This is a genomic window from Mesorhizobium sp. M7A.F.Ca.MR.148.00.0.0, assembly GCF_003997735.1.
Classification (GTDB): domain Bacteria; phylum Pseudomonadota; class Alphaproteobacteria; order Rhizobiales; family Rhizobiaceae; genus Mesorhizobium.
In genome coordinates, this window is the sequence record NZ_RZTB01000064.1 from 1 (window position 1) to 15,009 (window position 15,009).

Annotated in this window: 12 protein-coding genes; all 12 read right to left on the reverse strand. The window is 59.3% G+C overall.

Annotation, left to right across the window (positions count from 1 at the left end; translation table 11 throughout):
- Window positions 1–435 precede the first annotated feature (435 nt).
- The 12 genes from EOB49_RS21385 to nifH all read right to left on the reverse strand — a co-directional run bounded on the left by EOB49_RS21385 (window position 436) and on the right by nifH (window position 14,208).
- Entirely contained in the window at window positions 436–1,581 is a 1,146-nt protein-coding gene (locus EOB49_RS21385; protein ID WP_063170388.1) for a TlpA disulfide reductase family protein, read from the reverse strand.
- 272 nt (window positions 1,582–1,853) lie between these two features.
- Complete coding sequence (locus EOB49_RS21390) at window positions 1,854–2,231, reverse strand: hypothetical protein (RefSeq protein ID WP_024505270.1); 378 nt, start codon at window positions 2,229–2,231, stop codon at window positions 1,854–1,856.
- 13 nt (window positions 2,232–2,244) lie between these two features.
- The gene (locus EOB49_RS21395) at window positions 2,245–3,543 is read right to left on the reverse strand and encodes a SidA/IucD/PvdA family monooxygenase (protein ID WP_063169368.1); all 1,299 of its coding nucleotides are present in this window, start codon (window positions 3,541–3,543) and stop codon (window positions 2,245–2,247) included.
- An 842-nt stretch (window positions 3,544–4,385) separates the two neighbouring features.
- Window positions 4,386–5,258 carry a universal stress protein gene (locus tag EOB49_RS21400; protein WP_126087041.1) on the reverse strand — a complete coding sequence of 291 codons (873 nt, stop codon included), beginning with the start codon at window positions 5,256–5,258 and terminating at the stop codon, window positions 4,386–4,388.
- 95 nt (window positions 5,259–5,353) lie between these two features.
- Window positions 5,354–6,169, reverse strand: a complete 816-nt coding sequence (locus EOB49_RS21405) for a response regulator transcription factor (RefSeq protein WP_063169370.1) — start codon at window positions 6,167–6,169, stop codon at window positions 5,354–5,356.
- Window positions 6,166–6,645 (reverse strand): NifX-associated nitrogen fixation protein, encoded by a 480-nt coding sequence (locus tag EOB49_RS21410; protein WP_024505267.1) that lies wholly within the window; start codon window positions 6,643–6,645, stop codon window positions 6,166–6,168. Before EOB49_RS21410 ends, EOB49_RS21405 begins: the two co-directional genes overlap by 4 nt.
- Before the next feature lie 16 nt (window positions 6,646–6,661).
- Window positions 6,662–7,159, reverse strand: a complete 498-nt coding sequence (gene nifX, locus EOB49_RS21415; protein ID WP_063169371.1) for a nitrogen fixation protein NifX — start codon at window positions 7,157–7,159, stop codon at window positions 6,662–6,664.
- Window positions 7,156–8,508, reverse strand: coding sequence for a nitrogenase iron-molybdenum cofactor biosynthesis protein NifN (nifN, locus tag EOB49_RS21420; protein WP_126063827.1), 1,353 nt, complete (start codon window positions 8,506–8,508; stop codon window positions 7,156–7,158). The genes nifX and nifN overlap by 4 nt, the downstream gene beginning before the upstream one ends.
- Window positions 8,509–8,516: 8 nt before the next feature.
- Window positions 8,517–9,992: a nitrogenase iron-molybdenum cofactor biosynthesis protein NifE gene (nifE, locus tag EOB49_RS21425; RefSeq protein ID WP_095489376.1), complete on the reverse strand. Its 1,476-nt coding sequence runs from the start codon at window positions 9,990–9,992 to the stop codon at window positions 8,517–8,519.
- 61 nt (window positions 9,993–10,053) lie between these two features.
- The gene (gene nifK / locus EOB49_RS21430; protein ID WP_126063826.1) at window positions 10,054–11,595 is read right to left on the reverse strand and encodes a nitrogenase molybdenum-iron protein subunit beta; all 1,542 of its coding nucleotides are present in this window, start codon (window positions 11,593–11,595) and stop codon (window positions 10,054–10,056) included.
- A gap of 129 nt (window positions 11,596–11,724) precedes the next feature.
- On the reverse strand, window positions 11,725–13,227 hold the full coding sequence (gene nifD, locus EOB49_RS21435; protein ID WP_024505262.1) for a nitrogenase molybdenum-iron protein alpha chain: 1,503 nt from the start codon (window positions 13,225–13,227) through the stop codon (window positions 11,725–11,727).
- Between the two features lie 87 nt (window positions 13,228–13,314).
- On the reverse strand, window positions 13,315–14,208 hold the full coding sequence (gene nifH, locus EOB49_RS21440; protein ID WP_024505261.1) for a nitrogenase iron protein: 894 nt from the start codon (window positions 14,206–14,208) through the stop codon (window positions 13,315–13,317).
- Window positions 14,209–15,009 lie beyond the last annotated feature (801 nt).

Here is a 15,009-nt window from a genome sequence, read left to right on the forward strand (position 1 = left end):
AATCCTGAGTACGAATGAGCCGCAGGAGGCATTTGACGAACGGGGAAGCAAGGGCCTCGTCGTCCCCGTGGACAGCAGGGCCAACCGGTTCATGAGGAATTTCGCTTTTCCCCAATTTCAGTACTCCTCTTGAAGGACGATCTCTTTTTCTGCGATGTGTGGTTCGGGCGCTTGCGTGGGCGGGGAATGGCTTGGGCGAGCCGATCCCACGCAACAGTGTCCCGTGGCCGACCTCGAGCACGTCCACCAATGCGAGACCTTTCACCGCGGCGCGAACGCCTGCGCCGCGGTTCGACCCGAGGTAAACGCAATGGAAATTCCACCTGCCGCAAGCCGCGCACTTTTGCGGCATCGACGTTATTGCTGCGAAGTGCGCCTGGGCGGGCGGATTTGCCGGTGTTCAATTCCAATTGTCATGCCCTTCGCGATCCTTGCTCAGGAAGTGACAGCGTTTTGAGTTTCGGAAGTCTTGTTTTGCGGAGCCACACAGAGACCCGCGTGACAGGCAGGCTCACCCGTGTAGTTGGCCAGGGCTTGGAGCAACGAGGTGAGGTAGCGCTGTTTGGTTTGGTCCGGCACTGGCTCCGAATGGTCCAGCGATTTGATTGCCACCTCGATCAACTCGATCGCCCGGTCCTTGTTGCCGCTCTCGTAATAATACTGAGCGACCGGAAAGTAACACCCGAATTTAAAGTCTCCATCGCCTTGCGGAGGATTAAGTTCCAGGATCTGTTCGGAGAGCTCCTTGCCCATCGCAAAGCGATCATCATGCGGAAGATGGGAGTTGTCGATCGTGGGATGGAAGAGTTGGTTCAGCGCCATCACCACCCAAGACATCGCTTCGAACTTTTTGTTGATCGCGTCCTCGACCAATTCGCGCATAAGCGGCAAGCCGGTTTTGATGTCGCGCAGCTTGTGAAGCAGAATATCCGCATGAACCCGCCGAAAATCAAAAGAGTCTGGCATCACGGCGAGGCCTTCTTCGATGGCCAATAGTGCCGCTGCCCAATCCTCGTCCTGCATCGCCGGCCCAAGTTTGGCGTATATCGGCTGACTCAGCGACGATTCGCGCACACGCGAGATTCGCTTTGCATCGACGGCTTTCGCTTCATAGCTGCTGCGCCAGCTGCCGTTAAGGACTTTCGGCAAAACGTCATCGAGAGGTGCCGGGTGGCCGATATAAGCGATGTGGCCGTCGCGGTCGACCACGAACGAGGTGGGAATCCCGAACGAAGAGCTGGGTTCCAGCCAGAGCTTTTTCATTTCGCCAGTGCAATCGAACGCTGTCCGATAATTCAGATTCGGGAACTTCTCGGTCAGCCAGGCATCCACGTTGGTCCGCGCTTCGTCCGCGGTTGCAGCCTTTTCGCAAGCTGCGACTCCGATAATCTCAAATCCGCTGTCTTTATATTTCTCCTGCAGTTCGATCAAATGGGGCATGGCGTGGACACATGGTCGGCACCAAGTCGCCCAAAATTCAACGAGGTAGACCTTGCCGGGCCGAAGGCTCGTGAGGGGCTCGCCACGCAGCCAGTTCTCCACTTTCAGCGCAGGAGCCGGGGACCCCATACGCAGTTCCATCTTGGTGTCCAAAGTCATTCCACACCTTTCGTCTCTTTTGTCGCGGAATATTTTCCAGTCAAAATCGGACACGGTCTCGAGGGCATTGCTCCCTCTCGCTTGCTTCAGCGGAGCTCTCACCGTGTTGCCGCACATCAAGCACGGCAAAGGGCATGCCAACCCTTCTTAGCTTCGGCAAGCGCCGGTACCGCCTTGAATAAGCGAGCCCTAACACGGCCAGCTGACGTTAACCTGAATGTCGGCTTTCGACGGCTCACCTTAGCGGCTGCCGTTTAGGAAGGTGAGAGTTTGGCTGGCCCGCTGGCGATAAGACCGGCTTCGGCGTCCTGGAGTAGTCGCACTTCGGCGATGGGGTCGAAAGTGCGGGAGAGGCTCGGTACCCTTGCAGCCACCGCCGCATGTGGCCCGGCGTCATAATTCGCGTCGCGGTTGCCAACGGCGGCGTTGGGCTCGATCCACGTGGCGTTGAGCCCGACAGCACGTAAAGCTGCATCGTGATTGAATGCCCTTTGCTGTTTCACGCCAAGCAGGAGTCGCGCGACGCTACCTTGCTCAAGCGCGAGCAGAGCGATCTGACGCCGTAGGAATATTGCTCGTCCCGCTTTTGCCGCCAGAGGCGGAAATCTTTCCTGAATGCCACCGCCGATCATCAATATCGACGAATCATATCCCGCTGCCCATTTGTTCGACTCCGAGGTCGGGCCAGCACTCCGTCAAGGGACGGTTGATGAACCCTAGATGCTCGGGATTGGCGCATGGCGCGCGCCGCAGAAGGCTGTCAAGGATGCGGCGCGCTCGCCAGGCCAGCAGCCCAAAGTTCGGATCAGCCAGCCCGCGCTGTCCAAGGCAGGCGTTCTGAACGAAAAGGCGTCGGTCTCGCGGTCCGTCCCAGTACACCGAAAAATCCTCGCCGATGGCGAGCTCATTGCCGATCTGTTCGAGGCGATCTGCGATCGGTTCTAGGAAACCCGGCAGCGGTTTCTCGTACCCGGTGGCCAGGATGACGATATCGGCGGTTACTTCTCCGATGTTGTCCAAGCCGCGTTGCAGCGTGAGCCTGTGCCCTGCTCCGGCATTGATGCAGCGCGACACGTTGCAACTTGGCCGCAATGTGATCTCGCATTGGTGTGGCTCGAGAAAGGCGTGGTGGTAGAGCGCCTGATAGACCGCGCGCAACTTGCTTTCTGAAATGCCCTCGGAGGCAAGCGCGAAACGCCGCAGGAACAGCTGTCGATGCACCTCGCTCATCGCAGCAAAACGATCCGAGAAGCATGGCGTGAACAGCCCGTTTGTGAACGCGTGGTCGTCGAAAGGCATCTCGCGCGTCAAGACCCATGTGATCGCCGCGGGCCGCCGTTCTTTCGGCCGGCCGACAAGGTGCAGTAGCAGCTCGGCTCCCGACTGTCCGCCGCCAACAACGCAGACATGCTTTTTTTGCACCTCAGGATTGATGTGGGCCAACTCAGATGAGTGGAACAGGTTGGGTCCAGTCCAGCCATGAAACTGAGGCGGAATTTGCGCCTGCTTGCCTATGTCGATGACGAGGTTTCTTGCATCAAGGACCGCGTTGTCCGTCCGCACGCGAAACTCGCCGTCAAAGCGGATTTCGCGAACGGCCTCGCCGCCACGGACAAGCGGATTCTTCTGGAACGCCCAGTTGAGATATTGGGCGAACTCGGCTCTAAGCACCCCGTGAAATTGCGCATTGAGGAAATTGTAAAGACGCCCGTTCTCGTGGAGGTAGTTTACGAATGTGTAGGCTGATCGCGGATTGACCAGAGTAACCAGATCCTGGAAGTGGCCGACCTGGAGCTCCGCGCAATCGAAAGCGCTGCCTGGATGTCCTCGGAAATCGACCTCCCGGTCCAGGAACAGTGCCCCTTGCGCAATCTCTTCCTGTATCTGACACGCAAGGCTCAAATTAGATGGTCCAGCACCCACACCAATACAAAAGAGGTCCACTTATCCTTACTCCTCTAGGAGTGTTTTCCAACTCAGCGGCATGTTGACGTCGATTGCCGGGCATTGAGCAATGCGAACCTCACAGGCATGCTTGAGCCGCGGTCCCGACTGAGAGGACAGCAAAAGCGTGTGCCGCCTTCCAGGTCTTGGGCTCAATGTCGGCGGCATCGACAGCGGCGCGGCGTGATCCGAACCCAAGAGCAGAAGGAAAGTGTGTGATGCTGTCGCGCGGCTCTTCCGGATCTTACGGCGGCTTCTAGCGCCGGCCTCCACCCCAGGAGTGGCTGTTTCCCTGCCACGACGGAAGCGGCTCTTTCTTTCGAGGGGCGTAACCATGGATAACGGCTCTTAATGCTTTCGGAGACTCCCATGCATGCGGCGTGCCGGATAAAGACCTGTCAAACCAACGAGTTCGCGCAGTTCCAGCTCGTCTGGAATCCGACATTGTCGCACGCCCGACGATCGGGCAGGGGAAGCTCCGCGGCAGCGGCCCTTGCACACCGCAGGCTGACAGGGACAGCCGCCGATTTGACGCGCGTCCGGGTACTGATAAGGGGCCTTCCAACAGGGTTCGCGCACGAGGCGGGGTCTCCTGGTACACCCGCCCTGTGGCTTGGCTGCGGTCTGCTGCAGCCGTTCGTCTTTACTGCCCGTTGCGGACGATCTCGCACGAGTTGGTTCACGAGAGCGTCGTGAAGCAGTCGAGGCGTCCGGTTTGGCTCTGACAAGCGTCGCAAGATGTTCGCGGATCCAGCCATGTCTCCGCAATCCGACCGGTAACCGACGACGACTTCGGACTGGTTGGCGGTCCTACGACCTGATCGGTGTTCCTACGGAGCTGATCAGCGAGCCAAAAACAGCGGCAATGTGGTCTTCCCAAAGCTCCAGCTCGGCGGACCGCCGAAAATCCGCTCACGCAGCCCACGGCTGCCATAAGCACCCATGACCATCATGTCAGCACAGATGTCGTTCGCGTGCTGGGTCAGCACTGTGCCCGCCGATTTGCCGGCGCTCTTAAGCAGGTCAACGGAGACCCGAGCACCGTGCCGAGTAAGATAGGCAGCGATGTCAGCTCCAGACTGCGCGCCTTTCCCGTTGTTTTGCGCCTTTGGATCGACCATAGCGACACAGACTTCCTTGGCAGCGGATAGGATACTAAGAGCTTCCCGAACCGCACGCGAGGCCTCTACACGCGAATCCCAGCCGACCAGCACGCGTCGAGGCGACAGCGTCGCCTTAACGCCCTTCGGCACGATGAGCACCGGCTTTCCGCTATCGAACAAGCAGCCGTTGACAACAGGAGGTCCGAGAGTCTCATCGTTGAGGAGGTCTCCTCCAACGATCGTCAGGTCAGCGCAGAGCGCCCGCTGTCGTGCCACTTCACCGAGGCTAGCCGGATCGCAATAGTCGGTGTCAACGTCACAGGAAAGCGACATAGCTTTCAGCCTTTTGAGGATATCCGCGGACCGTCTTTCCATTCTGGTCACGTCCTGTGAAAATTTCTCGATTTGCTGAAATCGATAGTTCGGTACTGCAATTGCCTGTGCACGTCCTGTATTCCATTCGGGGGGCGGAGACAACATCAAGAGCAATGGAGGCGGTATAATGAGTACCGATAGGTGCGCGCCGACCTCGGCACACAGTCCGGCAGCTGTTGTGAGGTCCTCATCAGAATGATCAGCACCCGTCACACTGAATATGCTTTTAAATTCCATTTGCCTGCTTCTCCTGGTCTTCGTTAGGAGCGCCTCAAAGCGGCAACACCGCTCTCAGGAGGAAGAGAGAGCGGCACCACGTTCGATCACCGATTTCAGTCGTCCGGCTTCTCGAGCGAGTAGCCGGCCGACCTGACGGTGCGAATGACGCTGCCGGGCAAGGCCGTTTTCAGCGCCCTCCTGATTCGGCTGATATGGACATCGACGGTGCGTGCACCGACATGAATGTTGGGCAGCCAGGCCGCCCCGATAAGCTCGTCCCGGCTGAAGACCTTGCCGGGGGCCTCAATCATAAGCCGCAGCACGTTGAAATCGATCCGTCCGAGATGGATGTCGTGGCCATTACCGCGAACCCGATGGGCATCGAGCTTCATCTCCAGGCCTCCACAACAAATCCAACTGTCGTTTTCAACCCCGTTCGGACCACGCTTGGTCAGCCCGAGCCTCGCCCGCAGGCAGTCGAGCAGCTTGGCCGGAGCCACCGGCCGCACAAAGCTCTCAACGCCTGCCTTCAAGAGATCGAGGTGCTGGTGCTCGGCGCCAGGCGCGATCAGGGCGATGATAGGCAGGTCGGTGGTGCGCGGTTCCCGCTTGAGGTGGGCGCAAATTGCGGACCCGTTTATGCTGGCTGGGTCGCAATCCAGCACTACGGCCTGAAGCTCCCGTTGTTCGGCCAAGGCCAGCGCAGCCTTCGCGCCGTCTGCCGTCTCACTGCTGAAACCGTCAACCTCCAGTATGTGGCTGTAGAGCAGATAGAACTCGGCATCTTGCGAGCAGATCAGGACCAGCGGCTTCTTCATCGGCGATACCCCAACAACCTGGTCGGCCTCGAGTCCCTGGATCGAGGGGACTGGCCAACATAGTTTCTCGGGTCCGTCATGATGGCCTTTCTCGAAAATCGCGCCCATCATGCCAGCGCCACGTGGGGAAAGGTTTCGATGACTGAAATCGCATCGTCGACCAGCTTCGTACCGGCCGTGGCGAGCTTCAGGAGCGTCTCGAAGCCAAACCGGTGGACATCGCGCAGCGTTTTGGACAAAACGACCAGCCGTCCGGTCGTGAAAAGCACCCGACCAAAACCCTCATGGCTCACCTGGATCATCGGCGATGCCATAAGGCCGCAGCGCTCCTCGATCGCAAGCCCGATGGCGGCGTAGTACTTGTCGAGCCTCCACAGCACGTCGGGATCGGGATCTCCGATGATTGGGATCCCTCGGCGCTGTTCCTTGGTAATGATGAAGTCGCCCAGCAGCTCAGCGTCCGCTTTGCGTTCCCACGAGCCATAGGAATCCTGAGAACGGATCAGCCGCACGAGGCATTTGACGAACGGGGTGCAAAGAGCCGCCTCGTCTTCGGCGACAGCTGGGGGGATTGCGGGGTCAGGCATTGGCGTCCTCCTCTTTTCAGTCCTCGTCCTCGAAGGACGGTTTCTTTTCGGCAATGCCCGCTCGCGCCAGCACCTTGCGCAGCCAAGGCGGAGGACACGTCCTGAGCATCATCTGCGTGCGCAAGAGCACCTGTGGGATCGATTGGGGCTCCGCCACTTTGATCGGGTGGATTTTTGCCGCGACAAGCTTGGCTGCCGAAGGGCCGCCAATTGCCAGACAAAACAGGATCTGACAGCCCTTGAGCGCATCCACCTTTGGCGTGATGCGATCATCGCGCTCGGCCCGATGCTCCCCGCTTTCATCGGACACGTCATCGAAGGCCACGGCTTCTACGAGATTCCATTCCTCGCGCGTCACGTCGTAGACAGCAAAGCGCCTGGCCGACCCGAAATGGGCGTTGAGGTCCTGCATGTCCTGAGTGGCGATCGCAACGCGCAATGCGCCCTTACGTCGTTCAGGCATCGGGGCGAAAACCTCACTACTGACCAGCGAGAGGCGGCGAACAGCGTTCATCGTGATATTTCTCGATTACGGAGTGGATCAAGCGCCTCAGGAGTGGGCGCGTGTTGGTTGGCCTGGAAGATGCTGGCGACCTCGAAGATCATGTCGCGGGTGCCCTGATAGAGAATTGCGAGCTTGTGCTGGCTGCCTAGTCGATCGAAGACCGGGAACCCGATGCGCATGAGCGGAATTCGGAGCCGCTCCGATGCTTGGCGCCCGTGCGAATGCGTGACAAGCAGGTCAGCACCGACGGCAAGACTTTCCAGATCGCCGAGATCGCCGATCTGAACCGAAACCGCCGGGACTTTCTCGAGAATTTTAGACCTGTCGGTCGTTGTGACGGCCGCGGCTATCTCGGAGCCGAGGCCAGCAAAGAAGGTCGCAAGTTGGAACAGCTGGTCTGGTTCGGCAGCGATGGCAATTTTCTTGCCGCCGAAATGGAAATGTCCGTCGAGCATCGCGTCCTGCAATTGCGCCCGGCGCCGGCGCACGCGGGCCGGTACCGCCGCGCCCGAAATCGCAGACAGCAGCGACACGAAGCGGTCCGTGTCCTGCAGCCCAGTCAGTGACTGGAACAACACGTAAGGCACGCCGGTCAACCCGTGCAGCGCTTTCGCCGGGCGGCGCATGTGCTCACCGATGGCGATGCATTGCATGGCCGTGCCCAACTCGCGAATGTCTTCGACGCTGGTGCCGCCGTATGTGGTCGCTACCCAGCGGTCAGGAACCGTACCGTCGAGCGAGCCTGAAATGTCGGGCAGAATAACCGGCTTGAGCCCAAAGCTTTCAACCATGTCCCGCATATGCTCGATGTCGGCGATAGAGAGGTTGCATCCGGGCAGGATTGCGATCTTCTTCGGGTGCCGCGCCCGTTCGCCCGAGCGCGTAATCCCTTCGATCATTGCGGTGACTGCCTTGGCCCAGCCCTCTTCGATCGCGCCGTCAAAATCCGGCGTGTTGGCCAGCACGACCTCCGTACCCGCAAGCTGTTGCGTGTGCTTCCGCATGATGTTGGCAATATCACCCGCGCAATCTTCGCCACGCGTCTCCACCAGCGCGGTCGTGCACACCCCGATCAGCGTTGGCTTCGTGCGGTTCTTGAGGTTGAGGATCGCCTCTTCCAGATGGTCGGCTGCGCCGAGGATGGTCGCCACCTCATCCATCGCCGTAGTCTGCAAGGGAATCGCTTCTTTGAAGTGCCGCACGAAGAGAACGAGCGCAAAGCTTGTGCAGCCTTGGCTGCCGTGGAACAGCGGCATCGCACCGTCGACGCCAAGAAAGGCAAAGGCGGCACCCAGCGGCTGCGACGACTTCAGCGGGTTGACTGCCGCCGATTTGCTCTGGGGAAGGATGCGGGCCATCGGTCGCCTCAACACTCGTGTGCCGTCGCGCAGGCGAATTCATCAAACAGGTACGCGGTCTCGTTCCTCGTGCACGGCAATTCGCCTATCAGCTCAGGCTGGCAATCCCACGGGGCCGGCTGGCGCACCTGAGACCAGATCGGATTGTGAATGGCGAGGTCGATCTGGCGTACGAGTTCCACCATGCCGTCATAGCCGGCATAAGGATGCTGGCGCTCCTGGTTGATATCGAGCCAGGGCGTCTTGGCCTTGAGCGCAATGAATTGCGTGCGACCGCCCGACAGCATGATATCGGCCCTGTGTTCAGAGAGCATGGCGTACAGCTCGCTCGCAGCCATGGATTCGAACATGTGCTTGTCGTGCTTGAGAACTTGTTTGATGCGCTCCTTGTCCTGCACCGTAGATTTCTTGATCGAGGTGCCGACGATCTCGATTCCGATCTCCATCAGCGCATGGACAACCGACCAGGACTTCACACCGCCTGTGTTGAGCAGCACGCGCTTGCCTTGGAGCCTTTGCCGGTAGGATTCGAGTTTCTTCCACGCGATCGCCTCCTGCTGCGCGATCAGCGTCTCTGTGCGCTCGAGGATCTCCGGATCGGCGCCCTTCCTCACCAGCAGCCTGACAAGGTTTCGAAGAGCTTGCGATGTGTCGGAGATGCCATAGAAGGAGCCCTCGAAGAACGGGATGTCCCAGCGCTCCTCCATCTTGCGGGCAAGACTGATCAGCGCGGTCGAGCACACCATCATTGCCGCCCGGGCGCGGTGCGCGGAAGCAATGTCGCGGTAACGCGCATCGCCGGGAATGCAGGCGCGCACCCGGATCCCGAGCCGATCGAGGAGCGGCTTTACAAGCCAGAATTCGCCCGAGAGGTTGAATTCGCCAAGGATGTTGATGTCGTAGGGTCCGGGGTCGTCGGGTTCGACCGTGCCGATGACATGATCGAGCAACGCCTCGGCGGCGAGCTTATTGCCGAGGTTCTTGGAGCCTGCCAGGCCAGGCGCATTGATCGGCACCACGGCCAAACCGAACTTTTCCGTGGCGCGTTTGCACACGGCCTCGATGTCGTCACCGATCAGCGCCGTTACGCAAGTCGAGTAGACGAAGATCGCCGGCGGCGCGTATGTGTGCTTGATCTCGCGGATCGCCTTGAAGAGTTTCCGCTCGCCCTGCCCCATCACAAGGTCGAGTTCGGTGAGGTCGGTCGTGAAGCTTGTCCGCCACAAGGTCGGCCCTGACGAAACCGCACCACGGTTGTCCCAAGAATTGCCCTCGCAGGCGAGCGGCGCATGGACCAGATGCGCAACGTCGGTGATCGGCTGCAGGACGATCTTGGCTCCGTCAAAGGCGCAGCCGCCGGCTGCCGCCCCTGGTGTCAGCGACTTCGAGCAGCCCTCCTTGCGCGCCTTGGCATCTTTGCCACGGTTCTTATCGCAGGCGGGCTCATCGAAGGCGTCCTTGATTTTGGCGCTGAGGGAGGACATTGCTCAGCCTCCCCAGTCCATTGGGCAAGGAATGGCCTCGGCGAAAAGCCGGCCACGGCTCTTAGCGCGTGAGGTCATAGGAATAATCCGTCACACCCGTCTCGCTCGTCTCGCGATCGAGTTTGTCGAAGATCTTGTCGAGGATCGTCGTCAGCACGCGCAACGCTCCCTGGTAGCCAAAGAGCGCAAAGCGGTGATGATGGTGCCGATCGAAGATCGGAAACATCAGCCGGATCAGCGGTGTTCCGGTGTCGCGCTCCAGGTACTTGCCGTAGGAATTGCCGATCAAAAGGTCCACCGGCTCGGTAAAGAGCAGTGAGCGCAGCGCCCACAGGTCCTTGCCCGCCCAAACCTGGGCAGCCTTGCCGAAAGGCGAGGATGCTAGCAGCTTCTTCAAATCGGCTTCCCATGCCGAGGTGCCATTGGTGGCGAGGCAATGGGTTGGCTCGCCGCCGGTCTCCATGACAAAGCGGGCCATTGCGTGAACGAAGTCGGGATCACCGTAGATGGCGTATTTCTTACCATGCAACCAGGATTGGCTGTCCGCCATGGCGTCTACCAGTCGGCCGCGCTCGAGGCGAATTGCCTCGGGAATCTCCTTGCCGGAAATCGCCGCGACCTCCATCAGGAATTCGTCCGTCGCCTGAACGCCGAGCGGATAGTGGAACGAGGCCGTCGCCTGCCCGACCTCCTCGCAATAGCCCAGTGTCTTTCGGGTGTTGTGATGCTGCAGCGAAAGCGTTGCCTCGGCGTTGAGGGCCTTCTTCACCTCGTTGATCTTCGTGCCCCCGTCATACATGCGGTATTCACCGTCCGAAGGCGTATCGAACTGGTCAGAGGCATCCTGGATCAATGTATAGGACACGCCCATTACATCGAGCAGGCGCTTGAGCTCCCGGTTGTTGCCGACGCAGAAGCCGTCGAAGCCCGGAATGATGTTGATGGTTCCTTCGATTTGCGTACGCTCCTGACCTTTCCAGAAGTGCTCCAAAATGCCTTTGACCATGTTGTCATAGCCGTCGACATGACTGCCAACGAAGGCCGGGGTGTGGGCAAAGGGCACGTCGAAGTCGCGCGGGACTGAATCTTCGTCCTTGGCGTTCTGGATGAAGCTGTGCAGGTCGTCGCCAATGACCTCTGCCATACAGGTCGTCGACACGGCAATCATCTTGGGGTCGTAGAGCTGGTAGGTGTTGGCGAGCCCGTCGACCATGTTCTTCAGGCCGCCAAACACCGCCGCATCCTCGGTCATTGAGGAGGAGACCGCCGCGGCAGGCTCCTTGAAATGGCGCGACAGGTGCGAGCGGTAATAGGCGACGCAACCTTGGCTGCCGTGGACGAAGGACATGGTTCGCTCGAAGCCGGCGGCAGCGAATACCGCACCCAGCGGCTGGCAGGCCTTGGCCGGGTTCACGACAAGCGCTTTGCGGGCGAGGTTCTTTTCGCGGTATTCCCACGTCTGGGTGAAATCGCGCTGATCGGAAATGATTTCATCGGGGTGCGGACATTCGAAGTTTAGCTTCTTCTCAGCGAGCATCTTTCTGTATTCCGGCTCGCGGAACAGGGGAGCGTGATCGAGAATTTTTTCAGCCGACTGCGGCATGATGATTACCTCTTTTGCATCTGGCTGCGCGGGACGGCAGCTCAGGACGTCAAGACGTTCCAGGCTCCGGCGGATCAGAGGCCGCGGGAGTTCACCGTCTCAGTGGGAGACTGGGGCTGAAGCAAATGTTTATTCGGCAGCCATCGCCCGCTCATCGCCCCGGCTTCTTTTCCAAGGCGCGTGGAATAGGTCCCAGACCGGGTTGTTAATGGCGAGATCCACATCACGTGCGAAAATGGCAAAGCCATCGTAGCCGTGATACGGGCCTGAATAATCCCAGGAATGCATCTGGCGGAACGGTATGCCCATCTTCTGCACCGGGTATTTTTCTTTGATTCCCGAGCCGACCAGATTTGGGCGAATCCCTTCGATGAATTTCTCCAACTCATAGCCGGTCACGTCATCGTAGATCAGCGTGCCGTTCTTCACGTAGTGGCCGGTGCGCTGATAGTCGTCGCTGTGGGCGAATTCATAGCCGGTGCCCACGATGACCATGCCGAGGTCCTCGTAGGCCGTGACGACGTGGCGGGGGCGCAGGCCGCCCACATAGAGCATCACGGTATTTCCTTCCAGGCGCGACAGGTACTTGGCGATGACCGCATCAACAAGCGGCCTGTACTTGGCAATGACCTTTTCGGTCTTCTCCTCGATTTCCGGCCCAAAATGCTTGGCTATGTTGCGCAGAGAGGCTTCGATCTGGGAGGGACCGAAGAAATTGTACTCCATCCAGGCGACGCCATACTTTTCCTCCATATGCCGACAGATGTAATTCATCGACCGGTAGCAGTGGATAAGATTGAGCTTAGCCTTCGGGGCGCGCTCGATCTCTGCGAGTGTGGCGTCACCCGACCAGTTGCCAACCACGCGCAGCCCTATCTCCTCAAGCAGTATGCGCGAGGCCCAGGCATCGCCGCCGATATTGTAGTCGCCGATGACGTTGACGTCATAGGGGCCGGCCTCGAACTTGACATCCTTTTTGTCGAAGACCCAATCCCGGATTGCATCATTGGCGATGTGGTGGCCAAGCGACTGCGAGACGCCGCGGAAGCCCTCGCAGCGTACCGGCACGATCGTCTTGTCATACTCCTTGGTCTTTTTGCGAGAAACGGCCTCGGTGTCATCGCCAATCAGGCCGATAGGGCATTCGGACTGCACGGTGATGCCGTTGTTGAGCGGAAACAAGACTTCAATCTCGTCAATGATCTGTTCCAGCTTCTTGTCGCCGCCGAAGACGATGTCCTTCTCCTGGAAATCGGAGGTGAACTGCATTGTCCCGAACGTGTCGACGCCCGTTGTACCGACGTAGTAGTTGCGGCGCTGCGACCAAGAATATTGGCCGCAGCCGACCGGGCCGTGCGAGATATGGACCATATCCTTGACTGGCCCCCACACCACGCCTTTCGAACCAGCATATGCACAGCCGCGAATCGTCATCACCCCGGGAATGGACTTGATGTTCGATTTGACGTCGCATTCGGAAAGGACCTCGCTTTCCCCGCCAGCCTCGTTGCCGCTCTTTGCGACGTTGAGGTGCTTCTTGCGGCGCTTCGCCGCCTTGTCGGGATAATGCGACAGCACCTCTTCGATAAGCTTCGCATGAAGAGCACCGTCATTCTCGTATTCCCGGCTCATGAGTCCCCCTTTCAAGGTTGGGTGACGCCTCAAAGAATAGGCGCCGTTCTCTGCAAGGCGCGCCGATTCATGGCAGCGCTAATGTCACTACTGGGCCGCCGCCTTCGCCGCTTCCTTGGAGTGAAGCTCGGCAAGCATCTGCTCGTCGGTCTTCATGATGCCGAAGTCGAGCAGCATCTCCTCCAGCTCCTCCATGGTGATCGGCGTCGGGATCGTACCCTGGCCCGAATTGGCGTGGATCTTCTCGGCCAGAGCGCGGTATTCCCCTGCCTGCTTTGAGTCCGGCGCGTACTGGATCACCGACATCTTCCTGAGTTCGGCATGTTGGACGATGTTGTCGCGGGGCACGAAGTGGATGAGCTTGGAATTCAATCGGCCAGCCAGTGCTTCGGCCAGATCGAGTTCGCGGTCGGTTTGACGTTCATTGCAGATCAGCCCGCCCAGCCGCACACCGCCCGAATGGGCATATTTGAGGATGCCCTTGGCGATGTTGTTGGCGGCATAGAGCGCCATCATCTCGCCGGACATGACGATATAGATCTCCTGGGCCTTGCCTTCGCGGATCGGCATGGCGAAGCCGCCGCATACCACGTCGCCGAGGACGTCATAGGAGACATAATCGACATCGTCATAAGCGCCATTCTCCTCGAGGAAATTGATCGAGGTGATGACGCCGCGGCCGGCGCAACCGACACCCGGCTCGGGGCCGCCGGACTCCACGCACTTGATGCCTCTGTAGCCCACCTTGAGCACGTCCTGGAGTTCGAGGTCTTCCACCGAACCTTCCTGTGCGGCGAGATCCAGGACGGTATCCTGAGCTTTCGAATTCAGGATCAAGCGTGTGGAATCGGCTTTGGGGTCGCATCCTACGATGAGGATTCTCTGCCCGAGGTCGACAAGGGCAGCGAGCGTATTTTGGGACGTGGTGGACTTGCCGATGCCGCCTTTTCCGTAAAAGGCGATCTGACGCAGACCTGACATAATAGCTTTCCTTCCTTCGTTCTAATCATCGCGACTGCCCGCGACACAAGTGCCGATAGGCAGCTCGTGCCGCCTCACACCAAGCATCGCAAAAAGCGTACCAGCGTGATCGGCCGATCCCAGAAGAAACTTTGTCATTAAATTCCAGCCGCTTAGACGGCGGCAAAACGCGCGAGCGGGCCTTTCAGGCGTCTGTCACGGACACGACAAAGCCGACACAGATTGTCGTGCGCCATCCAAACCGCCGTGTGTCGAGCTCGAAGCGGGAGAATGGGGGAGTTAGCCCAAAGCTGATGGCGAGACCATCGGAAGACATCGGCTCTTGTCTTTCCAGCCTGCCATTGATCGGGCGGTCGCTGGATGAGCAGGAGCCTGGGGCTTGACCGCGGCGCGGGTAGTTCAGGCAGGCTTACAGAGCGGGAACGCCGGCGGCCGATAGACATCCGCGCTTAACCTTTCATAGCCCGTCTACAAGTTGGTTCCGCCGACGCGCTATATGGAAGCCAAATAATTCAGTAGCTTAGCCGAGAGCATTGATTTTTTCAGAAAGATACGTGTTATACGCGTACGAACCGCCGAACCCATGGTCGGCGCCCTCATGCGCGTGAGACCCCGTTGTGGGCGAGGCTCGCGACTGGCTGCACGATCCTAGCCGGCCTGCTTGCCATTGAGTTTGGTCCCGCCGCGGTAGGCTGCGGCATCAAGGGCAACATCAGCTACAACACTGGCAAGAAGATTATCACGTTCTTGGACAGGAATCTTACTGGGAGACACGCATCAACAGGCGGGCGGGCGGGCTTC

What these genes read in the sequence shown, in the direction of transcription:
- EOB49_RS21385 (WP_063170388.1), bottom strand. Translation starts at nt 1,581, where the DNA reads ATGGAACTGCGTATGGGGTCCCCGGCTCCTGCGCTGAAAGTGGAGAAC.
- EOB49_RS21390 (WP_024505270.1), bottom strand. Translation starts at nt 2,231, where the DNA reads ATGATCGGCGGTGGCATTCAGGAAAGATTTCCGCCTCTGGCGGCAAAA.
- EOB49_RS21400 (WP_126087041.1), bottom strand. Translation starts at nt 5,258, where the DNA reads ATGGAATTTAAAAGCATATTCAGTGTGACGGGTGCTGATCATTCTGAT.
- EOB49_RS21405 (WP_063169370.1), bottom strand. Translation starts at nt 6,169, where the DNA reads ATGATGGGCGCGATTTTCGAGAAAGGCCATCATGACGGACCCGAGAAA.
- EOB49_RS21410 (WP_024505267.1), bottom strand. Translation starts at nt 6,645, where the DNA reads ATGCCTGACCCCGCAATCCCCCCAGCTGTCGCCGAAGACGAGGCGGCT.
- nifX (WP_063169371.1), bottom strand. Translation starts at nt 7,159, where the DNA reads ATGAACGCTGTTCGCCGCCTCTCGCTGGTCAGTAGTGAGGTTTTCGCC.
- nifN (WP_126063827.1), bottom strand. Translation starts at nt 8,508, where the DNA reads ATGGCCCGCATCCTTCCCCAGAGCAAATCGGCGGCAGTCAACCCGCTG.
- nifE (WP_095489376.1), bottom strand. Translation starts at nt 9,992, where the DNA reads ATGTCCTCCCTCAGCGCCAAAATCAAGGACGCCTTCGATGAGCCCGCC.
- nifK (WP_126063826.1), bottom strand. Translation starts at nt 11,595, where the DNA reads ATGCCGCAGTCGGCTGAAAAAATTCTCGATCACGCTCCCCTGTTCCGC.
- nifD (WP_024505262.1), bottom strand. Translation starts at nt 13,227, where the DNA reads ATGAGCCGGGAATACGAGAATGACGGTGCTCTTCATGCGAAGCTTATC.
- nifH (WP_024505261.1), bottom strand. Translation starts at nt 14,208, where the DNA reads ATGTCAGGTCTGCGTCAGATCGCCTTTTACGGAAAAGGCGGCATCGGC.